The organism is Streptomyces sp. NBC_01384, assembly GCF_045040035.1.
In the GTDB taxonomy this organism is placed as follows: domain Bacteria; phylum Actinomycetota; class Actinomycetes; order Streptomycetales; family Streptomycetaceae; genus Streptomyces.
On record NZ_CP109559.1, the window covers coordinates 5,356,571 to 5,380,471 of the forward strand.

The following is a 23,901-nucleotide window of genomic DNA, read 5'->3' on the forward strand; positions in this document are numbered from 1 at the left end:
GGTCAGCCGGTCGTCAGGCGTACCGGGAGTTCGAACAGGTCGTTCTGGGTCACCACCGGCTTGTTGCGGAGCTCCGACGTCGGGACGGCCAGGTCCAGGGACGGGAAGCGGGCGTACAGGGCCGGGAGGGCGACCCCCGCCTCCAGACGGGACAGGGCGGCGCCGGGGCAGACGTGCGGGCCGTGGCCGAAGGAGATGTGCCGGTTCTCCGTCGTACGGGTGATGTCGAACTCCCCGGCCGTCGGACCGTGGGCGTTCTCGTCCCGGCCGATCGCCGCGTACGACACGATCAGCGCGTCACCCGCAGGGATGACCTTGTCGCCGACCGGGACGTCCTCCGTAGCGAAACGGATCAGGACGTGAGAGGTCGGGGTGGAGTAGCGGAGGGTCTCCTCGACCACCGCCGACCAGTCCGCCTCGCCGGAGAGGACGAGGGCGCGCTGCTCGGGGTGGGTGGAGAGGTTCACCACCGCGTTGACGATCAGGGAGATCGTCGTCTCGTGGCCTGCCGCGACCATCAGCTGGAGGGTGGAGACGATCTCCTCGTCGGTGAGGTGGTCGCCGTCCTCGGAGGCCAGGATCAGGGCGGAGGTGAGGTCGTCGCCGGGCTCCGCGCGTTTCGCGGCGACCGTCGCCGCCATGATGCCCGCCAGCTCCGTGAGCGTGGCGATGACCTCCGCGGGCGGGGTCTGCGTCGAGAAGAACTTCTCGAAGAGTTCCTTGATGCGGGGGAGGCGGGACTCGTCGATGCCCATGAGGTCGGCGATGACGAACATGGGGAGGGGGTAGGCGAAGTCGGCCTTCAGATCCACCACATCGCCGGACAGCCCGTCCAGCAGGCCCTCCGTCAGCTTCGTGATCCGCTCGCGCATCTGCTCCACCCGGCGTGGGGTGAGTGCCTGCGCGACCAGGGTGCGCATCCGGCGATGGTCCGCGCCGTCCACCGTGAGCATGGAACGGCCGGGGTTGGCGAGTCCGATCAGCGGCCAGTCGGGAGCTATCTCGCCGCGCTGCCAGGCGGCCCAGACGTTGATGTCCTTGACCAGCCGGGGGTCCGTGAGCAGGGCGCGCGCCTCGGCGTGGTGGGTGACCGCCCACACCGGGACGCCGCCGGGCAGTTCGACGGCGACGAGCGGGCCCGCCTCCCGGAGCCGAGCGCTCTCGCCGTCGAGGTCGGACACTAACGGGTCCAGAGCTATACGACTGGTCATGCGGGGGAGCCTCCAAGGGCCGGGGTGGGGGTGAAACGCACGGGCAGTTCGGTCAGGCCCCGCAGCCACGGGGAGGGGCGTCGGGTGAGGGACTCGGCGGGTACCGCCAAATCGATGTCCGGCAGCCGGTCCAGTACGACCTCGATCCCCGTCCGCGCGATCACCTCCGCGACCTCCTGCGCCGGGAACGGGCAGCGGTGCTCCCCGTGGCCGAAGGAGAAGTGGGCGTTGTTGCCGCCGGTGAGGGCGGAGCCGTCGGTGCGGACCTGGGGGTCGGAGTTGGCGCCCTGGAGGCCCAGGAGGAGAAGGTCGCCGGTGCGGATGCGGCGGCCGCCGAGCTGGGTGTCGCGGGAGGCCCAGCGGCCTGCCACGTTCTGGGTGGGGGTGTCTTCCCAGAGGACCTCGTTCATGGCCTCGGCGACGCTGTGCCGGCCGCCGAAGAGGGAGGCCGCGAAGCGTTCGTCCGTCAGCATCAGGCGCAGCGAGTTGCCGATCCAGTCCGCGGTCGGCTGGTGGCCCGCGGCCATCATGACCATCAGGTCCTGGATGATCTCCTCGTCCGTGAAGCCCGCCGTGTTCGCGAGCATGCGGGACACGACGTCGTTCGCGGGCGCGGCCTTCCGGTCGGCGATGAGCTGTGCCATGGAAGTGGCCAGGTGCTGCTGTCCCGCCAGCGCGTTCTCCCGGCCGTTGACCATGTCGTTCAGGGCGGTGACCAGGCCGGGGCCCTGCTCCTCCGCGAAGCCGTAGAGCGTGGCGAGGATGCGTACGGGCAGCAGGGCGGCGTAGTCCCCGACGATGTCCGTCTCGCCCTTGGCGCACACCGCGTCGATCAGCTCGTCGGCGAACTTCTCCGCATGGGAGCGCAGTTCGGAGGGGTCGACGGCCTCCAGCGCGTCACTGATCATCGCGGCGCGCTCGCGGTGGCGTTCGCCGACGGTGTAGAGGATGGAGGGCTGCTTGCGGCCGATCATGGGCAGCAGCGGCCAGTCGTCGGGGATGCGGTCCCACTGGTTCCACAGCTCGGAGTCGCGGCTGAACAGCACGGGATCGCCGGTGACCTGGTGCAGCTCGCGGTAGCCGAGCACCAGCCACGCCGGGATGTCGCCGTCCAGCACGACGGGCGTCACGGCACCGTGGTCGCGCCGCATCTCCCGGTACAGCGCGGCGGGTTCGGTCTGGAACCGGGGCCCGCTGAGGGGCACGGGGGCGGGGGTCACAGGGCCAACTCCGGTGATTTGACAGTAGCTGGGGAGCTCTGGGAGCTCTGGGAGCTCTGGGTGGTCTGGGTGGTCTGGGTGCTCTGCGCGGCTTGGGCGGCGTACACCGTCTTCAAGTGCTCGACCAGCGTGATCAGTACCCGCTTGCTGGACTCCCGGGAGCGGGCGTCGCAGTCGATGAGCGGGACGTGCGGGTCGAGGTCGAGGGCCTCGCGGATCTGCTCGGGGGTGTGCGTCGGGCCGCCGAAGTCGTTGCAGGCGACGATGAACGGCGTGCCGTGGTGCTCCAGGCGGTCGATCGCGTACCAGGAGTCGTCGATGCGCCGGGTGTCGACGAGCACGACCGCGCCGAGCGTGCCGGAGAAGAGCCGGTCCCAGAGGAACCAGAAGCGTTCCTGCCCCGGCGCGCCGAACAGGTACAGCACATTGCGGGCGTCGAGCGTGATGCGGCCGAAGTCGAAGGCGACGGTGGTCGCGGACTTGCCGCGCACCTCGCTGATGTCGTCGATCGCCTCGCCGGCCCGGGTCATCGTCTCCTCGGTGTTGAGCGGACGTATCTCGCTCACCGAGCGGACCAGGGTCGTCTTGCCCACGCCGAAGCCGCCGACGACGACGATCTTCAGGCCGTTGTCGGCGGTGGCGCCCAGCGGAGTCCTGTCGGGAGCGCTCGCCGGAGCGTTCGCGGAAGCGTCCGCGGGAGTCCTCGCGTCAGAGGTTGCGTAGTCCAACGAGCACCTGCTCCAGGATGTCGGGATCGGGAAGAGCGGCCTTCTGCGGGTGGCGGGCGCTGACGCGGCCCGCGGCGAGGAGGTCGGAGAGCAGGACGCGGGTGATGGACACCGGCAGCTTCAGCACGGCGGCGATCTCCACGACCGCCGTCGGCCGCTCGCACAGCCGCAGGATCGCGGTGTGCTCCGACTGCATGCCCACCACCGGATCGCACTCGGCGACCACGAGCGTCACCAGGTCGAACGGGGTGTCGGGCGCGGACCGGCTGCGCCCTCCGGTGAGGGTGTAGAGCCGGTCGGGCGCGTCGTCCCTGCCCGGACGGCTCATGACGTCCGGGGCTGCGCGCTCAGGTGTTCGCCGAGCTGTTCCACGAGTTCGCTCATGTTGTGCCCGACCAGACCGGCGTCCGCGTCCTCGGCGGTGACCACGGCGAGGTGGGCGCCGTCGCCCGCCTCCACGATGAACAGGACCCCGCCGTAGAACTCGGTCATCGCCGAGCGCACGCCCCCGCTGCCGTCGCCGAACTCCACGGACGCCCCGTGGGACAGCGACTGGATGCCGGCGGCGATCGCGGCGAGCTGGTCGGCGCGGTCGACCGTGAGCTCCGGCGTGCGGCACAGCTTCAGGCCGTCCCGGGAGAGCACGAGCGCGTGCCGGGCGCCCGGGGTGCGCTCGAGGAGGCCCTCGATGAGCCAGGAGAGCTTCTCGTCGGCGGTGGTGGTGCCGGTCATGAAGTGGTGTCGCCTTCCGGGTGCGAGGGAGCGTGCGAGGGATTCGCGGGGGTGGTGTTCCGTACGGCTTCTTCGCCTCGTACGGCGTTTTCGGATTCGTCCCGTACGGAGTCCCGTACGGAGTCCCGTACGGAGTCCCGTACGGAGTCCCGTACGGAGTCGCCCTCGGGCACCGTGCCCTGGACGGCAGCCTGGTCCGGTGCCGTGCCGCGGACGGCCTGGCGGAAGCTGCTGAAGCGGGCGGCGGTGGTCTGGGAGTCGGTGGTACGGGGTTCGGGGGCGGCCTGGTTCGCGAGATGGGCGCGGCTGCGCTCGGCGTCCGCGAGGGTGCGGCCGCGGCGGCGCTTGGGGAGGCCACCGGTCGACGGGGCGTCGGTCGACGGCGTGTCGGTCGACGGGGCGTCGCTGTCGAGCCGGGGCGAGTCGTGGGTGGGGACCGGGTCCGGGTCGAGGTCTCCGGGGGTGCGGGCGGCGGCGTACGACGCCTGGGAGCGCGGTTCGGCGAGCGGCGCGTGCGTCACGCCCTCGGCGGCGGCCGGGGCGGGCACAGTGGGCCTGGCCTCGGATTCCGTCGAGGCCGGGGGCAGGGTCAGGGTCTGGGCCGAGGCCGGGGCCGGGGCGGACGGGAGGCTCAGGATGTCCTGGGGGATGAGCACCAGGACGCCCGTGCCGCCGCGCGCGGAGGGCCGGAAGGACACCTTCAGACCGTGCTTGCGGGCGAGCCGGCCGACCACCGCGAGGCCGAGCCGGGTACCGGTGAGGCCGCCGAGTTCTGCGGTGTTCTCGGCGTCCCCGGAGACGGCACGCTCGGCGCGGCGCAGCTGGACGTCGCCCATGACGAGGCCGCTGTCCTCGACGGAGACGATGACACCGGCCGGGACCTCCTCGACGTACACATGGACCTCGGCGGTCGGCGGCGAGAAGTTCGCGGCGTTGTCGAGGAGTTCGGCCAGCGCGTGCATCACGCCCTCGGCGGCGTGTCCCGCGACGGCGGCGTCGCTGGCGGAGTGGACGCGCACGCGCTGGTAGCCGCCGATGCGGCCCATGGCGCCGCGCAGGATCGACTCCATGACGATGGGGCGCGCCCAGCGGCGGCCCGAGCGGGCGCCCGCGAGGACGGCGACGGAGTCGGCGAGGCGGCCCGCCTGTGCGGTGCGGTGGTCGAGGTGGAGGAGGTCGGCGAGGACCTCCTCGTCGGAGTGCTTCTCCTCCATGGCGCGCAGGTCGGCGAGCATGCCGGTGGCCAGCGCCTGCATACGGCCGGCCGCGTTGGCGGTGGCGGAGACCGCGGCGGCCCGGTCGCCGGTGGCCTGGCGGACCTGCTGGTGCAGCCCGGCCTTCTCCTCGGCGAGTTCGGCGAACCGCCGCCGCTCCTCGGCGATGTCGGCGGCGTGGCGCTGCCGCTCGGCCTCGAATTCCTGGGTGAGGAGGGCGCGGTCGCGGGCCGCGGCGTCGGCCACGCGCGCGCGGTCGCGGGAGGACTCCTCCGTCAGCCGGGAGCGCTCCTGGTTGAACTCCTCGGCCATCCGGGCCCGTTCCTGCAGCAGCCGTCCGGCGTCCTGGGCCACCGCGTCGAGGCGGCGGCGGGCCAGCTTCGCCGTCTGGACGGCGCGGGCGGCGACCGCGACGGCGACGCACAGCAGCACGGCGGCGACGCTCGCGCCCCAGGCGACGGGTACGCGCTCGGAATTCGGTGCCATCGCGACCGCGCCGACGACCGCGAGCGCCGCCGCGACGGCGGTGAACAGGGGTGCGGGGGCTATGGCGCGGAGGGTGGGTCGTTCGCCGGAGGGGATGGGCGCGGTCATGAATCGTGTCCTCGGTCGTGTCCTGGGCGAGGTTCTTAGGCGAGAGGCGACACCTGATGCTCAATTGGCGGTCACTATATGAGACTTCGTGATCGTATTGGGAAGGTTCGGGAAGCGGCCTCATAATCCGAGGGCGATCGACCGGTGATCGCCCGGTGATCGGTGCGTCACGGTTACGGACCGTCGTCGGTCCGCGGGGTCATCCTGGAGACATGACGGATCGTGGGGCGAATCCTGGGGCGAAGGGCGCGGCGGACACGCCGGATGTGGACGGACTGCGGGCCGCCCTCGTGGCGGACGTGCGCGGCGAGGTCGCCTTCGACGTGACCGCGCGGGCGCTGACCACCATGGACGCGTCCAACTACCGCCGCGTCCCGCTCGGCGTCGTCTGTCCACGCGACGCCGACGACGTGGCGGCCGCCCTGTCCGTGTGCCGGGCCCACGGGGTGCCGGTCGTGCCGCGCGGCGGCGGCACGTCGATCGCCGGACAGGCGACCGGCACCGGAGTCGTCCTCGACCTCACCCGCCACATGAACCGGGTCGTCGCGCTCGACGCCGACGCCCGGACGGCCGTCGTGCAGCCCGGTGTCGTCCTCGACCGCCTCCAGGAGGCCGCGGCCCCGCACGGCCTGCGCTTCGGCCCCGACCCCTCCACCCACAGCCGCTGCACCCTCGGCGGCATGATCGCGAACAACTCGTGCGGGTCGCACTCGGTGGCCTGGGGCACGACGGCGGACAGCGTCCACGAGTTGTCGGTGGTGAGGGGGAACGGGTCGGTCGTACGGCTCGGCCGTGACTGGCAGGGCGCCCCGCCCGGTCTCCGGGCCCTGGTGGAGGGCGAGTTGGCGCGCCTGCGCACGGGCTTTCCGGAGCTGCCCCGCCGTATCTCCGGCTACGCGCTCGACGCGCTGCTCCCCGAGAAGGGCGCGGACGTCGCCCGGTCCTTCTGCGGCTCCGAGGGCACGCTCGGGGTGCTCACGGAGGCGGTCGTACGACTGGTCGAGGCGCCGCGCGCGCAGGCGCTGGCCGTGCTGGCGTACGCGGACGAGAGCGCGGCGGCGGAGGCGGCGGCCGGGCTGCTGCCGCTGGGGCCGCTCACGGTGGAGGGGATGGCCGCGGACCTCGTACGGGCGGATGCGGGGCTGCCGCGGGGCGGAGCCTGGCTGTTCGTCGAGACGGGCGGCGCGGACGCGGCGGAGGCACGCGCGCGTGCGGATGCCGTCGTGCGGTCCGCCGACGTCCTCGACTCCCTCGTGGTCACCGACCCGGCCGGGCAGCGCGCCCTGTGGCGGCTGCGCGAGGACGCGAGCGGCACGGCGACCCGGATGCCGGACGGGACCGAGGCATGGCCGGGGTGGGAGGACTGCGCGGTGCCGCCGGCCCGGCTCGGGGCGTACCTGCGCGACTTCCGAGGCCTCATGGCGGCCCATGGCCTGCGCGGCACCCCGTACGGGCACTTCGGCGACGGCTGCATCCACGTCCGCATCGACTTCGACCTGCTGACGGCGGACGGCATCGGCCGTTTCCGCCGCTTCTCGCAGGAGCTGGCGGAACTGGTGGTCTCCCATGGGGGCTCGCTCTCGGGCGAGCACGGGGACGGGCAGGCGCGGGCCGAACTGCTGCCCAAGATGTACGGCGCGGAGCTGGTCGGCCTCTTCGAGCGGGCGAAGGACCTCTGGGACCCGGACGACCTGCTCAACCCCGGGATGCTGGTACGACCGCACCGGCTGGACGAGAACCTGCGGTTCGCGGTGCTGCCGCGCGAGCCGGTGGACGTGGCGTTCGGGTATCCGGCGGACGGCGGGGACTTCTCGGCGGCGGTGCGCAGATGTGTGGGGGTCGCCAAGTGCCGTACGACCTCGGTGTCCGGCGGTGGTGTCATGTGCCCGTCGTTCCGGGCGACGGGAGAGGAGGCGCACTCCACGCGGGGGCGGGCGCGGCTGCTGCACGAGATGCTCGCCGGCGAGGTGGTCACGGACGGATGGCGCTCGACCGAGGTCCGCGACGCGCTGGACCTGTGCCTGTCCTGCAAGGGTTGCCGGTCCGACTGCCCGGTGGGCGTCGACATGGCCACGTACAAGGCGGAGTTCCTGCACCACCACTACGAGGGGCGGCGCCGCCCCGCCGCGCACTACACGATGGGGTGGCTGCCGGTGTGGCTGCGCCTGGTCGCCCGGACGAGAGCGGCCGGGCCGGTCAACGCCCTGGCCTCCGTCCGGCCGTTGGCGGCGGTGGCCAAGCGGCTGGGCGGGATCGCGCCCGAGCGGGAGATCCCGCGCCTGGCACCGGAGACGTTCAGCCGGTGGTGGAGGCGGCGGTTCAAGGAACAGGCGCTGCGGATGATGCGGGAGGGGGCGTACGAGTCCGGCGGCGCCGAGGGACGATCGGGTGAGGTGGCCTTCCTCTGGCCGGACACCTTCACCGAGTACCTCTCACCGTCCGTGGGCCAGGCGGCCGTACGGGTGCTGGAGGCGGCGGGAGTGGGCGTGATCCTGCCGCCGACGGTGGCGATGCGGAAGCGGAAGCCGCAGGCCGGGGAGGAGCGCGAGCCGCAGGTAGGGGAGGAGCGCGAGCCGCAGGCCGGGGAGAACGTCTCGCTCTCCGCCAACCCGTGGTCGGTGGGCTCCCGGGGCCGCGTCTGCTGCGGGCTGACGTACGTCTCCACGGGCCAGCTCGACCGCGCCCGCACGGTGATGCGCCGCACGCTCGACCTGATGGGCGTGTTCCTGGACCCGGACATCTACCCGCAGCCGCCCGCCGTCGTCGTCCTGGAACCGAGCTGCGCCGCCGCCCTCCGTACGGACCTCCCGGAGCTCCTCCACGACGACCCGCGCGGGGCGCGTCTGGCGTCGGCGGTGGTGACGTTCGCCGAGGCCCTGGAGCGTCTCGCCCCGGACTGGTCACCCCCGTCCCTCGACCGCCCGGTGGCCGGCCAGACCCACTGCCACCAGCACGCCGTCCTGGGCGACGCCGCCGACCGGCGCCTGCGCGAGGCGGCGGGCCTGACCGGTTCCCTGGCGGGCGGCTGCTGCGGCCTGGCGGGCAACTTCGGCTTCGAGAAGGGCCATTACGGGGTGTCGGTGTCCTGCGCGGAGGAACAGCTGCTCCCGGCGGTACGGGAGGCCACGGACGACACGGTGCTCCTGGCGGACGGTTTCTCCTGCCGCACCCAGCTGGAGCAGCTGGCGGGCCGGAAGGGGCGGCACCTGGCGGAGGTGCTGGCCGAAGAGCTGGACCGACGGGGCCGCGCGAGAGGTCCTCGCCAGGGACACGGAGGCGCTTGAGGCCTTCGGCCCGCACACAGGGGAACTCGGCGCCGCCGTCTACGACTTCCGCGGCATCACCGACACCCTGGAGGAGTCCAACCACCTCCTCGGCCTCCTCCGCTTCAAGGTCGGCTCGGGCGGCGAGGCCGTCGAGTACCTCGGCGAGTGGGACTTCCCCCTCAACCGCCTGCTCCACAAGGCGCTCGACCTGTACATGTCCCGGCGTTGAGTCCGGCGCCGAGGCCAGGCGCCGAGGTCCGCCCGCCACCCGACGGATAACTAATACTCAGGGTTTTTAGGCAACTCTCAGGTTTCATAAGGGGATTCACAGTCTCCATGTGCTGCATTTTGCTGTGCCATGGGGCGCGGGGCGTGTAGGTTCCTTCATGTCGGGCGGCAGGGAAATCCAAGGTGACGACCAGGAATTCCCGCTCGTTTCCGTAGAGAATTCTCGCTCCACCGCACTATTGCGCTCGCACTTGCGTCGCCAGAAACCTCAAGGAGTTGGCATGAGCTTCAAGAAGCTTGCCCCCCTGCCCCCCAAGCCCAAGTCGAAGCAGCTTCCGCCCCCGCCGGAGCCGAAGCCGCGCAAGAGGGCGCACCCGCCGCTCCCCAAGCCCTTCCCCAACAACGAGGGCTGATCGGGCGATAAGAGAAAGGGCCGACGGTGCGCCGTCGGCCCTTTTTCATAAAGCTGACCACGGGTAATTCCGGCAGCGGACGGAAAATCAACGGCACGGCCTGCAATTTCAATGAGGAGGGCCATGACCCAGCAAAGGCAGCGTCAGGGGCACGAGGGATACGCGGACGTGGACGTGGACGTGGACGCGGACGACGAGTACGAGGATGAGGACGACCTCGACCACGACACCCCGACCATCCCCGCCCGTACCGCCTTCCGCCGCTTCTGGCCCCTGACCAAGGGGCTGCGGAGCTGGCTGCTGGCCATCTGGCTGTGCACGGTGCTCGCCGCCCTCGCCGAGACCGCCGCCATCCTCCTCTTCAGCGATCTGACCGACCACGCCCTGCAACAGGGCTCACTGGCCGCGTTCTGGGCCCCGGCCGCCGAGTGGCTGGCCGTCGCCGTGCTCGGCGCCGCCGTCGCCTACGCGGGCAACTCGCTCGCCAACTGGGTCACCGAGCGTTTTGTGATGCGGCTGCGCGAGCACGTCTTCGACCACGTACAGCAGTTGCCGCCGCACTTCTTCCAACGCCACCGCCAGGGCGACCTGTTGTCCCGGCTGACCAGCGACGTCGAGTCGATCGAGATCATGGTCGTGTCCGGGCTCGTCGGCGCCGCGTCGGCGGCGTTCAGCGCGCTCTTCTACGCGGCGGCCGCGTTCTGGCTGCGCTGGGATCTGGCCGCGGCGACCTTCGTCCTCGCGCCCCTGTTCTGGCTGGCCGCCCGCCGCTTCTCCGGCTCCATCAAGTCCGTCTCGCGCGACGGCCGGGTCGCCGACGGCGCGATCACCTCCGTCGTCGAGGAGTCCCTCGGCAACATCGTCCTCACCCAGGTGTACGACCGCCGGGACGCCGAGCGGCGGCGGCTGAACCAGGAGGCGAACGCCTGGTTCAAGGCCTCCGTGCGCTCCGGGCGTCTCAACGAGCTGTACGAGCAGCTCGTCCAGGTCATCGAGACGGTGTGCGTGCTCGCGGTCATCGGGCTCGGCGTGTGGGAGATTTCCGGTGGCCGGATGACCCTCGGCCAGTTGCTCGCCTTCGCCGCGTTCCTCGGCTACCTCTACCCGCCCGTGCGCGGCCTGGCCCAGCTCGGTCTGACCATCTCCGCCGCCACCGCCGGTGCCGAACGGCTGATCGAGATTCTCGACGTACGGCCCGCGGTCGCCGACCCGGCGCGCTCCGAGGAGAGCCGGCTCGGCCGCCCCGACGGCGCCGTGGAGGTGCGCGACGCCACCTTCCGCTACCCCGGCGCGGAGGCCGATGCCCTGCGCGGCCTGTCCTTCGCGGTCAGCCCCGGCGAGCTCGTGATCGTCACCGGCCCCAGCGGCGCCGGCAAGTCCACCGTCTCCAAGCTCCTCCTGCGCTTCTATGACCCGGACTCCGGCTCCGTCCTCCTCGACGGCGTCCCGGTGCGCGACTTCCCGCTGGCCCGGCTGCGCGAGTACGTCACGCTGCTGCCGCAGGAGACCCTGGTCCTGCACGACACCGTCCGCGCCAACATCGGCTGCGGGCGCCCCGGCGCGAGCGACGAGGCGCTCGTCGAGGCCGCGCGCGCCGCTGACGCGCACGACTTCATCATGAAGCTGCCCGAGGGGTACGACACCAGGATCGACCCCAACTCGGCCCGCCTCTCCGGCGGTCAGCTCCAGCGGCTCGCCATCGCCCGCGCCATCCTGCGCGACGCCCCGGTCCTCGTCCTCGACGAGCCGACGACCGGCCTGGACGCGATGGCCGCGCGCCGCGTGATCAAGCCGCTGCGGCGCCTGATGCAGGGCCGTACGACGATCATGATCACCCACGACCTCAACCTCGCGCCCGACGCCGACCGCATCCTGGTCGTCGACCGCGGCCGGGTCGTCGAAACCGGCCGCCACGACGAACTCCTGGCCCGCGGCGGCGCGTACGCCCGCCTGCACCGCTCGCAGAACAACGCGCTGATGGACACGGGCGAGCTGCGGCTGCCGCTGTTCACGGAGGCGGAGGTCCCCGTGGGCGGTGCGGCGCAGGCGGGGGTGGAGACGGGCGTGCCTGTAGGGGTGCCGATGAATATGGATATGAATATGGGTATGGATGTGGATTACGCGGGGGGCTTCGTGGCGGAAGCGGCTCCGCAGTACGCGTACTACGGGGCCGCTGGGCAGTACGGGCCGGAGGGAGCCTGGTTCCCCAGCGCGCTTCCCGATCCCCTCCCCGACCCCCTCCCTGATCCCGATCCTCTGCGGGACCCTCTCAAGGGCTATCTGCCCGACGGTCGGCCCCTCTTCCGTGACGAGGCGCCCTGGACAGGCGTATAAGGGGTTCACGTGCCTGACTTGGTCCATTACTGTGGACTGAGAAGTGCACCTTGATGCACGACTCCTGAGTCGAGCCCCTGGAAGGCCCCGTGAACACGCCCAGCGCCGCCCCGTCCTCTCCGGCGTCCCCGGCGTCCCCGGTGTCCCCCGCCTCGGTCGCCCCGGCGACGGCACCCGGGCCCACCCCGGGCGACGGCGCCCCGAGCCGATGGGGCGGCGCCCTCGGCCCCGTGGGCCTGGTGCTCGCCGGAGGCATCTCGGTGCAGTTCGGCGGCGCGCTGGCGGTCACCCTCATGCCGCGCGCGGGCGCGCTCGGGGTCGTCACCCTGCGCCTTCTGGTGGCCGCGATCGTGCTGATGGCCGTCTGCCGCCCCAAGGTGCGCGGGCACTCACGGGCGGACTGGGGCACGGTCGTCGCCTTCGGCCTCACCATGGCCGCGATGAACGGCCTCTTCTACCAGTCCGTCGCCCGCATCCCACTGGGCCCCGCCGTCACCCTCGAAGTCCTCGGCCCCCTCGTCCTCTCGGTCATCGCCTCCCGCCGCGCCCTGAACCTCCTCTGGGCGGGCCTCGCCCTCGGGGGCGTCTTCCTGCTCGGCGGCGGAGGCTTCGGCTCCCTCGACCCGGTCGGCGTCGCCTTCGCCCTGTCGGCGGGCGCGATGTGGGCGGCGTACATCGTCTTCAGCGCTCGTACGGGCCGGCGCTTCCCGCAGGCCGACGGGCTGGCGCTCGCCATGGTGGTCGCGGCGGTGGCGTTCCTGCCGCTGGGGATCGGCGAGTCCGGGACCCGGCTGCTCGATCCGACCACCGTGGCTCTGGGTGCCTCCGTCGCCGTCCTGTCCTCCGTGCTGCCGTACACCCTCGAACTGCTCGCCCTGCGCCGCCTGCCCGCCTCCACCTTCGCCATCCTGATGAGCCTGGAACCGGCCGTCGCCGCCACCGCCGGCTTCCTCGTCCTGGACCAGGCCCTGTCCGCGACCGGGGCGCTCGCGATCGCGCTGGTGATCGCGGCGAGCATGGGGGCGGTACGGACACAGGTGGGGCGGGGCAGGGCGAAGAACGTCGGTTCCGTGAAGAACGCCGGTTCAGCCGAGGGGGCGTAGCAGCCGGAGGATCATCTCGACCGTCCGCTCGACAGGGCGGTTGCGCGCCGTGGTGCTGAGCAGAAGCGTGCGGGTCAGGATGGCGCCGAGGAGCATGTCGAAGACGTCGTCCGGGTCCAGGGCGGGGTCGACGCTCCCCGGTGGTGCGGCGCGCACGATGTCCCGGAACTGCGGTCGCGCCGACATGCGCACGTACACCTCCGGACCCGTCCGTCCCCAGCGCCGCATCCACCCGCTCGCTGAAATCCCTGGTGGGAACCTTCTTCGCCGTCTCGATCTGCCCGACCAGGGACCCCGTGCAGAAGATGCACGCACCCAACTCGGTCTGCTTGAGTCCCGCTTCCTCCCTCTTGCGGCGCAACTCCGCCCCGAAGTGGTCCAACGGAGAGGCGCTGGGATCGAGAGCGCGGATATGGACCATGGGCGGTCACCGCCCGGTGGGAACAACACACATGTCGTAGCCAACAGTAACGATGCGAGCGCTCTCGGGCATGAGAATCAATAATGCAAGCATGCTTGCTTGTTTCTTCCCCCGCTGCCATGCTCCAGAACGCACCCGGAAAGACTCCGCACACCGCCGTGCCCCGAGGGGAGCTCCATCGTGTCCGACCCGTCGTCAGTGATCGACGATCTGCACCAGGAGAGCGAAGAACTCGACCTCCTGGTAAGGGACTTGACGGAGGGCCACTGGGTGCTCGCAACCCCCGCCCCCGGCTGGACGATCGCCCATCAGATCGCCCACCTGGCCTGGACGGACCGCTCCGCACTGCTCGCCGTGACCGACCCCGAGGCCTTCGCGAAGGAGGTCGAGAAGGCGATGGCCTCGCCCGGCGGATTCGTGGACGAGGGTGCGGAGGAGGGCGCCGGACTGCCGCCCGCCACGCTGCTCGCCGACTGGCGGTCCGGGCGAACGGCCCTGGAAGAGGCACTCCGCGCGGCCCCCGGCGGCACCCGTTTCCCCTGGTACGGCCCGCCGATGTCGGTCGCCTCCATGGCCACCGGCCGTCTGATGGAGACCTGGGCCCACGGCCAGGACGTGGCGGACGCGCTGGGCGCGGTGCGCATCCCCACGGACCGCCTGCGCCACGTGGCCCGGATCGGCGTACGGGCCCGTGACTTCGCGTTCGGCGTACGAGGGCTCACGCCGCCCACCACCGAATTCCGCGTCGAACTGATCGGCCCCAAGGGCGAGGTGTGGACGTACGGCCCCGAGGACGCCCCCCAACGCGTCACCGGGCCCGCTCTCGACTTCTGCCTCCTGGTCACCCAGCGGGCCCACCGCGCCGACCTCGCCGTACGGGCGGACGGCCCCGACGCGGACCGCTGGCTGGACATCGCGCAGGCCTTCGCGGGCCCACCGGGACAGGGGCGCGAGTCCAAGGGAGACGCCAAGTGAGCGTCGCGCCCCTCCGTATAGGCAACGCCTCCGGCTTCTACGGCGACCGCTTCGACGCGATGCGCGAGATGCTCACCGGAGGCCCCCTGGACGTCCTGACCGGCGACTACCTCGCCGAACTGACCATGCTCATCCTCGGCCGCGACCGCCTCAAGAACCCCTCCGGCGGCTACGCGCGCACCTTTCTCGGCCAGTTGGAGGAGTGCCTCGGCCTTGCGCACGAGCGGGGCGTACGGATCGTGGCGAACGCGGGGGGCCTCAACCCCGCCGGACTCGCCGATGCCGTACGGAAGGTGGCCGACCGCCTCGGCATACCGGTGCGCGTCGCCCACGTCGAGGGCGACGACCTGACCGGCAGTCACCCCAGGAGCCTCGCCGCGCACGCCTACCTCGGTGGCGCCGGGATCGCCGCCTGTCTGCGCGAGGGCGCGGACATCGTGGTGACCGGGCGGGTCACGGACGCGGCCCTGGTCACCGGGCCCGCCGTCGCGCACTTCGGCTGGACGCCGGACGCGTACGACCGGCTCGCGGGCGCCGTCGTCGCCGGCCATGTCCTGGAATGCGGCACCCAGGCGACCGGCGGCAACTACGCCTTCTTCAAAGAGCTCACCGACCACGACCCGGCGCGCCTGCGCCATCCGGGTTTCCCGCTCGCCGAACTCCACGAGGACGGCACCAGCGTCATCACCAAACACGACGGCACCGGCGGCGTGGTGGACGTCGGCACGGTCACCGCGCAGCTCCTCTACGAGACCTCCGGCGCCCGGTACGCGGGCCCCGACGTCACCGCCCGCCTCGACTCGATCCGCCGCACCCAGGAGGCCCCCGACCGCGTCCGCATCGACGGCGTACGCGGCGAGGCCCCGCCCCCCACCCTCAAGGTCGGCCTCAACCGCCTCGGCGGCTACCGCAACGAGGTCGCCTTCGTCCTCACCGGCCTCGACATCGAGGCGAAGGCCGCCCTGGTCCGGGACCAGATGGAAGCGGCTCTCGACACGGCCAAGTCGCGCCCCGCCGAGGTCCGCTGGGACCTCGCCCGCACCGACCACCCCGACGCCGGCACCGAGGAGACCGCGAGCGCCCTCCTCCGCCTCGTCGTACGCGACCCGGACCAGGACGCGGTGGGCCGCGCCCTCAGCGGCGCCGCCATCGAACTGGCCCTGGCCAGCTACCCCGGCTTCCACGTCCTGGCCCCACCGGGAAAGGGCTCCCCGTACGGGGTCTTCGAGGACGTCCACGTCCCCCAGGACGCCGTGGACCATGTGGCCGTTCTCCACGACGGGCGCCGGGTCCCGGTCGCTCCGGCCCAGGACACCCTCGTACTGGAACCCGCGCCCGAACCCGCCCTGCCCGAACCGCTGCCCCCGGGGCCGACGAAACGCGCCCCCCTCGGCCTGGTCGTCGGCGCCCGCAGCGGTGACAAGGGCGGGAACGCCAATGTCGGCGTCTGGGCGCGCACGGATGACGCATGGCGCTGGCTGGCACACGAGCTGACGACTGACAGATTTCGGGATCTGATAACCGAAAGCCGCCATCTGAAAGTCGTCCGTCACACGCTGCCCAACCTCCGCGCCCTCAACTTCGTCGTCGAAGGCATCCTCGGCGAAGGCGTCGCCGCCCAGCACCGCTTCGACCCCCAGGCCAAGGCCCTCGGCGAATGGCTCCGCTCCCGCCACCTGGACATCCCGGAGGCCCTCCTGTGACCGTCCTTTCCACCGCGCTCGACAACACGAGCCCCGACTACACGGCGAACCGCGAAGCCATGCTCGCCAAGCTCACCGACCTGGACGCCGAGCATGCCAAGGCGCTGGCGGGCGGCGGCGAGAAGTACGTGGCCCGGCACCGCAAACGCGGCAAACTGCTCGCCCGTGAGCGCATCGAGCTGCTGCTCGACCCGGACACGCCCTTCCTGGAGTTGTCGCCGCTCGCGGCCTGGGGGAGCGAGTACGCGGTCGGCGCGTCGCTCGTGAGCGGGATCGGCGTCGTCGAGGGCGTGGAGTGCCTGATCACCGCGAACGACCCCACCGTGCGCGGCGGCGCCAGCAACCCCTGGAGCCTGAAGAAGGCGCTGCGGGCCAATGACATCGCCCTCGCCAACCGGCTGCCCTGCATCAGCCTCGTCGAGTCGGGCGGCGCCGATCTGCCGTCCCAGAAGGAAATCTTCATCCCCGGGGGAGCGATTTTCCGCGACCTGACCCGGCTTTCGGCCGCCGGGATTCCGACCGTCGCCGTCGTCTTCGGGAACTCCACCGCCGGAGGCGCGTACATCCCCGGCATGTCCGACCACGTGATCATGGTCAAGGAGCGGGCGAAGGTCTTCCTGGGCGGGCCGCCGCTCGTCAAGATGGCGACCGGTGAGGAGAGCGACGACGAGTCGCTGGGCGGCGCCGAGATGCACGCGCGCGTGTCGGGTCTCGCGGACTACTTCGCCGTCGACGAACAGGACGCCCTCCGCCAGGCACGGCGCGTCGTCGCCCGCCTCAACCACCGCAAGGCGTACGGCGAGCCCGGCCCGGCCGAGCCCCCCAAGTACGACGAGGACGACCTCCTGGGGATCGTCCCCGGCGATCTGAGGCACCCTTTCGACCCCCGCGAGGTCATCGCCCGGATCGTCGACGGCTCCGACTTCGACGAGTTCAAGCCCCTCTACGGGACGAGCCTCACGACCGGCTGGGCGACGCTCCACGGCTACCCCGTCGGCATCCTCGCCAACGCCCAGGGTGTGCTGTTCAGCGCCGAGTCCCAGAAGGCCGCGCAGTTCATCCAGCTCGCCAACCAGCGGGACATTCCCCTCCTCTTCCTGCACAACACCACCGGCTACATGGTCGGCAAGGAGTACGAGCAGGGCGGCATCATCAAGCACGGCGCGATGATGATCAACGCCGTCTCCAATTCGAAGGTCCCGCACCTGTCCGTTCTCATGGGGGCCTCGTACGGGGCCGGTCACTACGGCATGTGCGGGCGCGCCTACGACCCGCGCTTCCTGTTCGCCTGGCCCAGCGCCAAGTCCGCCGTGATGGGCCCCCAGCAGCTCGCGGGTGTCCTGTCGATCGTCGCCCGGCAGTCGGCCGCCGCGAAGGGGCAGCCGTACGACGAGGACGCCGACGCGGCCCTGCGCGCCATGGTGGAGCAGCAGATCGAGTCGGAGTCCCTGCCGATGTTCCTGTCCGGGCGGCTGTACGACGACGGGGTCATCGACCCCCGCGACACCCGCACCGTCCTCGGCCTGTGCCTGTCCGCGATCCACACGGCGCCCTACGAGGGCGCGCGCGGCGGCTTCGGCGTCTTCCGGATGTGAGGTCTCTTCAGTGACCAGCCCAGTGACCAGTCCAGTGACCAGCCAACTGATCGGCTCCATTCTCGTGGCCAACCGGGGCGAGATCGCCTGCCGGGTCTTCCGCACCTGCCGTGAGGTGGGGATCCGGACGGTCGCCGTGTACTCGGACGCCGACGAAAACGCCCTCCACGCGCGCGTGGCCGACGCGGCGGTGCGGCTGCCGGGCGCGGCGCCCTCGGACACGTATCTGCGCGGCGACCTGATCGTGAAGGCGGCCCTGAGCGCCGGCGTGGACGCCGTGCACCCCGGGTACGGCTTCCTCTCCGAGAACGCCGACTTCGCGCGGGCCGTCCTCGACGCCGGCCTCGGCTGGATCGGGCCGCCGCCTGAGGCGATCGAGGCGATGGCCTCCAAGACGCGCGCCAAGAAGCTGATGGGCCTTGAGCCCCTGGAGAAGGTCACCGCGGCCGACCTCCCCGTACTCGTCAAGGCGGCCGCGGGTGGCGGCGGACGCGGTATGCGCGTCGTACGCGAACTCGACTCGCTCGATGCCGAGCTGGCGGCCGCCCGTGCCGAGGCCGTCAGCGCCTTCGGCGACGGCGAGGTCTTCGTCGAGCCCTACGTAGAGGGCGGTCGGCACGTCGAGGTGCAGATCCTCGCCGACACGCACGGCACGGTCTGGGCGCTCGGCACCCGCGACTGCTCCCTCCAGCGCCGCCACCAGAAGGTCATCGAGGAGGCCCCGGCCCCCGGCCTCGGAGACCTCACGGAGACCCTCCACGACCTGTCCGTACGCGCCGCCCGAGCCGTCGACTACGTGGGCGCCGGGACGGTCGAGTTCCTGGTCGCGGACGGCAAGGCCCACTTCCTGGAGATGAACACCCGCCTCCAGGTCGAACACCCCGTGACGGAGGCGGTCTTCGGCATCGACCTGGTCGCGCTCCAGATCCAGGTCGCGGAGGGCGCGGCCCTCGACAACGACCCGCCACGCGCGCGTGGCCACGCGATCGAGGCCCGCCTCTACGCCGAGGACCCGGCGCGGGCATGGGCCCCGCAGACCGGCACCCTGCACCGCCTCGCCCTCCCCGAAGGCGTCCGCCTGGACACCGGTTACACCGACGGCGACCCGATCGGCGTCCACTACGACCCGATGCTGGCGAAGGCGATCGCGTACGCACCCACGCGCGCGGAGGCCCTGCGCAAGCTGGCGGGCGCCCTGGAACGGGCCGACATCCACGGCCCGGCGACCAACAGGGACCTGCTCGTACGCTCCTTGCGCCACCCGGAGTTCGCCCGGGCCCGCATGGACACCGGGTTCTACGACCGCCACCTCGCCGCGCTCACGACGCCCACTCCGGACCCGTACGCACCCCTGGCGGCCGCCCTGGCGGACGCGCACGGCCGCTCCCGCTCCCGGTTCGGCGGCTGGCGCAATCTCCCGTCCCAGCCGCAGATCAAGCACTACTCGATGCACGGCACCGAGCACGAGGTCCGCTACCACCACACCCGCGAGGGCCTGACGGCCGACGGCGTGCGCGTGGTGCACGCCGACGCGCGTCTCGTCGTACTCGAAGCGGACGGCGTGCGCAGGAAGTTCGAGGTGGCGCGCTACGGCGACCAGGTGTTCGTCAACGCCACCGCCCTCACCGCACTGCCCCGCTTCCCCGACCCCGCCGCCCAACAGGCCCCCGGTTCCCTCCTGGCCCCCATGCCCGGAACCGTCGTCCGGGTGGCGGAGGGGCTGGCCGCAGGAGCCCCCGTACGGGCCGGAGAGCCCCTCCTGTGGCTGGAGGCGATGAAGATGGAGCACAAGATCTCCGCGCCGACGACAGGCACGCTCACGGTCCTCCACGCCACCCCCGGCCAACAGGTGGAGGTCGGGACTCTGCTGGCAGTAGTAGATCCAACTCCGTGAGACAAGCGCCCCTTTCAGGGGCGCGGGGCTGTCACATCATGCGGCTCCGCCGCGTGGGCGCGACCAGCCACATACGACCCGCACCGTCAAGACGTCCCCAGGAGCCCCCATGAGCCCGGCAACAGAGACCGAAGAGCACAAGGCACTCCGATCAGCCGTAGCCGCCCTCGGCAAACGCCACGGCCGCGACTACGACATCGACGCACTCTGGTCCGAGGCGGCCAAGCTCGGCTACCTCGGCGTCAACCTGCCGGAGGCATACGGTGGCGGGGGCGGCGGCATAGCCGAACTCTCCATCGTCCTGGAAGAACTCGGCGCCGCGGGCTGCCCCCTCCTGATGATGGTCGTGTCGCCGGCGATCTGCGGCACGGTGATCGCCCGCTTCGGTACGGACGCCCAAAAACAACAATGGCTCCCCGGCCTCGCCGACGGCACCCGCACCATGGCCTTCGGCATCACCGAACCCGACGCGGGTTCCAACTCGCACCGCATCACCACCACCGCCCGCCGGGACGGCACCGACTGGGTCCTCAGCGGCCGCAAGGTGTTCATCTCCGGCGTCGACATCGCGGACGCCACGCTCATCGTGGGGCGTACGGAGGACGCGCGCACCGGCCGCCTCAAGCCCTGCCTGTTCATCGTCCCGCGCGACGCCGACGGCTTCGGACGGCGGCGGATCGACATGGAACTCCACAGCGCGGAGAAACAGTTCGAGCTGACCCTCGACGACGTACGGCTGCCCGCCGACGCGCTCGTCGGCGACGAGGACGCGGGCCTGCTCCAGCTCTTCGCGGGGCTCAACCCCGAGCGGGTGATGACGGCCGCGTTCGCGATCGGCATGGGCCGGTACGCGCTCTCCAGGGCCGTCGAGTACGCCCGTGAGCGCACCGTCTGGAAGGAGCCCATCGGCGCCCACCAGGCCGTCGCCCACCCCCTCGCACAGGCCCACATCGACCTCGAACTCGCCCGCCTGATGATGCAGAAGGCGGCGTACCTGTACGACTCCGGGGACGACGTCGCCGCCGGGGAGGCCGCCAACATGGCCAAGTACGCGGCGGGCGAGGCCTGTGTGAAGGCGGTCGACCAGTCCGTGCACACCCTCGGCGGCAACGGCCTCACCCGAGAATTCGGCCTCGCCTCATTGATAACGGCCTCGCGCGTGGCTCGTATTGCTCCGGTGAGCCGGGAGATGATTCTCAACTACGTCTCCCACCAGACTCTGGGCCTGCCCAAGTCGTACTAGCCCGTTGCTCCACGAGCCGCTCCAGGAGGAACCGTGTTCCGCAGCGAGTACGCCGAAGTCCCGGCCGTCGAGGAACCCATCCACGAGGCGGTCCTGGGCCGCGCCGCCGAGCGCGGCGACACACCCGCGCTGATCGACGGAGTCGACGGCACCACGCTCACCTACGGCCAACTGGACCGGTTCCACCGCCGGCTGGCCGCCGCGTTCGCCGACGCGGGCGTCCGCAAGGGCGATGTTCTCGCCCTGCACAGCCCGAACACCATCGCCTTCCCGACGGCGTTCTACGCCGCCACGCGCGCGGGGGCGTCGGTCACGACCGTGCACCCGCTCGCCACGCCCGAGGAGTTCGCCAAGCAGCTGCGGGACAGCGCCGCGAGCTGGATCGTGACCGTGTCGCCCCTCCTGGAGGCGGCGCGGCAGGCCGCCGAGCTCGCCGGCGGGGTCAGGGAGATCTTCGTCTGCGACAGCGCGCCGGGGCACCGGTCGCTGATCGACCTGCTCGGTTCGACCGCACCCGAACCGGAGATCGACATCGACCCGGTGACGGACGTCGCGGCGCTCCCGTACTCCTCCGGGACGACCGGCATACCCAAGGGCGTGATGCTCACCCACCGGTCCATCGCCACCAACCTGGCGCAGCTCGTGCCCTGCTTGCCGATGGGCGAGGGAGAGCGCATCCTCGCGGTGCTGCCCTTCTTCCACATCTACGGGCTGACGGCCCTGATGAACGCGCCCCTCAGGCAGGGCGCCACCGTCGTCGTACTGCCCCGCTTCGACCTCGACACCTTCCTCGCGGCCATCCAGAAGTACCGCATCAGCGGCCTCTTCGTGGCCCCGCCGATCGTGCTGGCCCTCGCCAAGCACCCGGCCGTCGCGCACTACGACCTGTCGTCCCTGAAGTACATCGTTTCGTCCGCCGCACCCCTGGACGCCGAGCTCGCGGTGGCCTGCGCCGAGCGGCTGGGGCTGCCGCCCATCGGGCAGGGCTACGGGATGACGGAACTGTCCCCGTGTACGCACCTGGTGTCCCTGGACGCCGTCCAGGACGCGCCTCCGGGGACGGTCGGCAGGCTCGTCGCGGGCACCGAGATGCGCATCGTCTCCCTCGACGACCCCGACAAGGACCTGGGTGTCGGTGAGGCGGGCGAGGTCGTCATCCGCGGGCCCCAGGTCATGAAGGGCTACCTGGGGCGGCCCGCCGCGACCGCCGCGATGATCGACCCGGACGGCTGGCTGCACACCGGAGACGTGGGGTACGTGGACGCCGACGGCTGGCTGTTCATCGTCGACCGGGTCAAGGAGCTCATCAAGTACAAGGGCTTCCAGGTCGCGCCCGCCGAACTGGAGGCCCTGCTCCTCACCCACCCCGGTATCGCGGACGCCGCCGTCATCGGGGTCTACAACGAGGACAACAACGAAGTCCCGCACGCCTTCGTGGTGCGCCAGCCGTCCGCGACCGGTTCCGCGACGGATTCCGCGACCGATTCCTCCGGCCTCTCCGAAGGAGAGGTCATGATGTACGTCGCCGAGCGCGTCGCCCCGTACAAGAGGGTCCGCGGCGTCACCTTCATCGACGGCGTGCCGCGCGCGGCCTCCGGAAAGATCCTGCGCCGGGAACTGCGGGAACTGCGAGGCCGGTCATGACCGTTGTCCCGGTGGTGCACGCGGCGCACGACCGCGCCATCACCACCCTCACCCTCGACTCGCCCCACAACCGCAACGCCCTCTCCGCCGCCCTCGTGGGCGAACTGGCGGACGGGCTCACCCGATGCGGCAAGGACCGCGACGTACGCGCCGTCGTCCTCACCCACACCGGGAACACGTTCTGCGCGGGCGCCGACCTGCGCGACCCACCGCACCCCGACGCGCTCGTCGCCCTGCTGCGCCAGATCGTCGAGCTGCACAAGCCGGTGGTGGCCCGCGTGACGGGCCACGTGCGCGCGGGCGGCCTGGGTCTCCTGGGCGCCTGCGACATGGCGATCGCCTCCCGGGAGGCCACATTCGCCTTCACGGAGGTACGCATAGGCGTCGCGCCCGCCGTGATATCCCTCCCCCTCCTGCCCCGTACGGACCCCCGGGCCCTCGCCCGCTACTACCTCACCGGCGAGCGCTTCGACGCGGCGGAGGCGGTACGCACGGGACTGCTGACGGCGGCCGGGGACGATGCCGACGCGACCCTGGCCCCCGTCCTGGACGGCCTGCGCCGGGCGTCTCCGCAAGGCCTGGCCGAGACGAAACGGCTGCTCACGGCTAGGGTGCTGGAGGCCTTCGACCGGGACGCGGCCGCCCTGACCGCGCTCTCGGCCGAACTGTTCTCCTCCGCACAGGCCCGCGAGGGGATGACGGCCTTCCTCGAACGACGGGATCCCGCATGGGTGGTGTGAGCACGACGGAAGAAGCGGAAGACGCCTCACATATTCCACATGTTCCGCGCATTCCACGTGTTCCGCATGTCCCCAAGCAGGACCGCAGCCGGGCCACCCGGCAGCGGCTGCTGGCGGCCGCCGTGGCCTGTCTCGCCGAGCACGGCTGGGCGGGCTCCACGGTCTCCGTCGTGGCGGAGCGCGCCGGCGTCTCCCGGGGCGCCGCCCAGCACCACTTCCGGACCCGCGAGGACCTCTTCACCGCGGCGGTGGAGTACGTCGCCGAGGAGCGCTCCACGGCCCTGCGCGCGCTGTTCCCGCAGGGCGCCGCCGACCGCCGCGCGGTGGTCGCGGCCCTGGTCGACCTCTACACCGGCCCCCTCTTCCGCGCCGCCCTCCACCTCTGGGTCGCCGCCTCCAACGAGGACCAACTCCGCCCGAGGGTCACCGAACTGGAGGCCCGCGTCGGCCGCGAGACCCACCGGATCGCCGTGGAACTCCTCGCCGCCGACGAATCCCGCCCGGGCGTACGCGAAACGGTCCAGGGCCTCCTGGACATGTCCCGCGGCCTCGGCCTCGCCAACCTCCTCACGGACGACGGTGGGCGGCGGGAGCGGGTGGTGGCGCAGTGGAGCGTGCTGCTCGACGAGGCGCTGGGCTGAGC

The 23,901-nt window shown here is 71.8% G+C and carries 19 protein-coding genes and 2 pseudogenes; 13 read left to right on the plus strand and 8 right to left on the minus strand.

The window, feature by feature from the left end; genetic code table 11:
• Positions 1 to 2 precede the first annotated feature (2 nt).
• The 6 genes from OG747_RS24770 to OG747_RS24795 are packed head-to-tail and all read right to left on the minus strand — an operon-like array spanning position 3 to position 5,699.
• Complete coding sequence (locus OG747_RS24770) at positions 3 to 1,211, minus strand: cytochrome P450 (protein ID WP_405881538.1); 1,209 nt, start codon at positions 1,209 to 1,211, stop codon at positions 3 to 5.
• The gene (locus OG747_RS24775) at positions 1,208 to 2,431 is read right to left on the minus strand and encodes a cytochrome P450 (RefSeq protein ID WP_405881539.1); all 1,224 of its coding nucleotides are present in this window, start codon (positions 2,429 to 2,431) and stop codon (positions 1,208 to 1,210) included. Before OG747_RS24775 ends, OG747_RS24770 begins: the two co-directional genes overlap by 4 nt.
• The gene (locus OG747_RS24780; RefSeq protein WP_405881540.1) at positions 2,428 to 3,159 is read right to left on the minus strand and encodes a GTP-binding protein; all 732 of its coding nucleotides are present in this window, start codon (positions 3,157 to 3,159) and stop codon (positions 2,428 to 2,430) included. Before OG747_RS24780 ends, OG747_RS24775 begins: the two co-directional genes overlap by 4 nt.
• Complete coding sequence (locus tag OG747_RS24785) at positions 3,140 to 3,487, minus strand: DUF742 domain-containing protein (protein ID WP_405881541.1); 348 nt, start codon at positions 3,485 to 3,487, stop codon at positions 3,140 to 3,142. Before OG747_RS24785 ends, OG747_RS24780 begins: the two co-directional genes overlap by 20 nt.
• Positions 3,484 to 3,891 carry a roadblock/LC7 domain-containing protein gene (locus tag OG747_RS24790; protein WP_148008979.1) on the minus strand — a complete coding sequence of 136 codons (408 nt, stop codon included), beginning with the start codon at positions 3,889 to 3,891 and terminating at the stop codon, positions 3,484 to 3,486. The genes OG747_RS24785 and OG747_RS24790 overlap by 4 nt, the downstream gene beginning before the upstream one ends.
• Positions 3,888 to 5,699 (minus strand): ATP-binding protein, encoded by a 1,812-nt coding sequence (locus OG747_RS24795; protein ID WP_405881542.1) that lies wholly within the window; start codon positions 5,697 to 5,699, stop codon positions 3,888 to 3,890. Before OG747_RS24795 ends, OG747_RS24790 begins: the two co-directional genes overlap by 4 nt.
• A gap of 212 nt (positions 5,700 to 5,911) precedes the next feature.
• Between OG747_RS24795 and OG747_RS24800 the strand changes: the two genes are divergently transcribed.
• The 5 genes and pseudogenes from OG747_RS24800 (at position 5,912) to OG747_RS24820 (ending at position 13,043) form a co-directional block, all read left to right on the plus strand.
• Entirely contained in the window at positions 5,912 to 8,983 is a 3,072-nt protein-coding gene (locus tag OG747_RS24800; RefSeq protein ID WP_405881543.1) for an FAD-binding and (Fe-S)-binding domain-containing protein, read from the plus strand.
• A 22-nt stretch (positions 8,984 to 9,005) separates the two neighbouring features.
• Positions 9,006 to 9,194: pseudogene (locus tag OG747_RS24805) on the plus strand (peptidoglycan bridge formation glycyltransferase FemA/FemB family protein); the annotation flags it as partial.
• Between the two features lie 280 nt (positions 9,195 to 9,474).
• Positions 9,475 to 9,606 carry a hypothetical protein gene (locus OG747_RS24810; RefSeq protein WP_405881544.1) on the plus strand — a complete coding sequence of 44 codons (132 nt, stop codon included), beginning with the start codon at positions 9,475 to 9,477 and terminating at the stop codon, positions 9,604 to 9,606.
• Between the two features lie 123 nt (positions 9,607 to 9,729).
• Positions 9,730 to 11,940, plus strand: coding sequence for an ABC transporter ATP-binding protein (locus OG747_RS24815; protein WP_405881546.1), 2,211 nt, complete (start codon positions 9,730 to 9,732; stop codon positions 11,938 to 11,940).
• Positions 11,941 to 12,029: 89 nt separating this feature from the next.
• Complete coding sequence (locus OG747_RS24820) at positions 12,030 to 13,043, plus strand: EamA family transporter (protein ID WP_405881547.1); 1,014 nt, start codon at positions 12,030 to 12,032, stop codon at positions 13,041 to 13,043.
• Here OG747_RS24820 and OG747_RS24825 read toward each other — a convergent pair.
• Positions 13,026 to 13,229: a hypothetical protein gene (locus OG747_RS24825; RefSeq protein ID WP_405881548.1), complete on the minus strand. Its 204-nt coding sequence runs from the start codon at positions 13,227 to 13,229 to the stop codon at positions 13,026 to 13,028. The two genes, OG747_RS24820 and OG747_RS24825, sit on opposite strands and share 18 nt — an antisense overlap.
• 19 nt (positions 13,230 to 13,248) lie before the next feature.
• Positions 13,249 to 13,464: pseudogene (locus OG747_RS24830) on the minus strand (multiprotein-bridging factor 1 family protein); the annotation flags it as partial.
• A gap of 180 nt (positions 13,465 to 13,644) precedes the next feature.
• Here OG747_RS24830 and OG747_RS24835 point away from each other — a divergent pair.
• The 8 genes from OG747_RS24835 (at position 13,645) to OG747_RS24870 (ending at position 23,899) form a co-directional block, all read left to right on the plus strand.
• Entirely contained in the window at positions 13,645 to 14,439 is a 795-nt protein-coding gene (locus OG747_RS24835) for a TIGR03084 family metal-binding protein (protein ID WP_405881549.1), read from the plus strand.
• Positions 14,436 to 16,142 carry an acyclic terpene utilization AtuA family protein gene (locus OG747_RS24840; protein WP_405881550.1) on the plus strand — a complete coding sequence of 569 codons (1,707 nt, stop codon included), beginning with the start codon at positions 14,436 to 14,438 and terminating at the stop codon, positions 16,140 to 16,142. Before OG747_RS24835 ends, OG747_RS24840 begins: the two co-directional genes overlap by 4 nt.
• Positions 16,139 to 17,737 carry an acyl-CoA carboxylase subunit beta gene (locus OG747_RS24845; RefSeq protein WP_405881551.1) on the plus strand — a complete coding sequence of 533 codons (1,599 nt, stop codon included), beginning with the start codon at positions 16,139 to 16,141 and terminating at the stop codon, positions 17,735 to 17,737. The genes OG747_RS24840 and OG747_RS24845 overlap by 4 nt, the downstream gene beginning before the upstream one ends.
• A 46-nt stretch (positions 17,738 to 17,783) precedes the next feature.
• The gene (locus OG747_RS24850; protein WP_405885656.1) at positions 17,784 to 19,631 is read left to right on the plus strand and encodes an acetyl/propionyl/methylcrotonyl-CoA carboxylase subunit alpha; all 1,848 of its coding nucleotides are present in this window, start codon (positions 17,784 to 17,786) and stop codon (positions 19,629 to 19,631) included.
• Positions 19,632 to 19,740: 109 nt separating this feature from the next.
• Entirely contained in the window at positions 19,741 to 20,874 is a 1,134-nt protein-coding gene (locus OG747_RS24855; RefSeq protein ID WP_405881552.1) for an acyl-CoA dehydrogenase family protein, read from the plus strand.
• A gap of 33 nt (positions 20,875 to 20,907) precedes the next feature.
• Positions 20,908 to 22,518: a 4-coumarate--CoA ligase family protein gene (locus tag OG747_RS24860; RefSeq protein WP_405881553.1), complete on the plus strand. Its 1,611-nt coding sequence runs from the start codon at positions 20,908 to 20,910 to the stop codon at positions 22,516 to 22,518.
• Complete coding sequence (locus OG747_RS24865) at positions 22,515 to 23,258, plus strand: enoyl-CoA hydratase family protein (RefSeq protein ID WP_405881554.1); 744 nt, start codon at positions 22,515 to 22,517, stop codon at positions 23,256 to 23,258. Before OG747_RS24860 ends, OG747_RS24865 begins: the two co-directional genes overlap by 4 nt.
• Positions 23,246 to 23,899 carry a TetR/AcrR family transcriptional regulator gene (locus OG747_RS24870; RefSeq protein ID WP_405881555.1) on the plus strand — a complete coding sequence of 218 codons (654 nt, stop codon included), beginning with the start codon at positions 23,246 to 23,248 and terminating at the stop codon, positions 23,897 to 23,899. Before OG747_RS24865 ends, OG747_RS24870 begins: the two co-directional genes overlap by 13 nt.
• Positions 23,900 to 23,901: the final 2 nt, after the last annotated feature.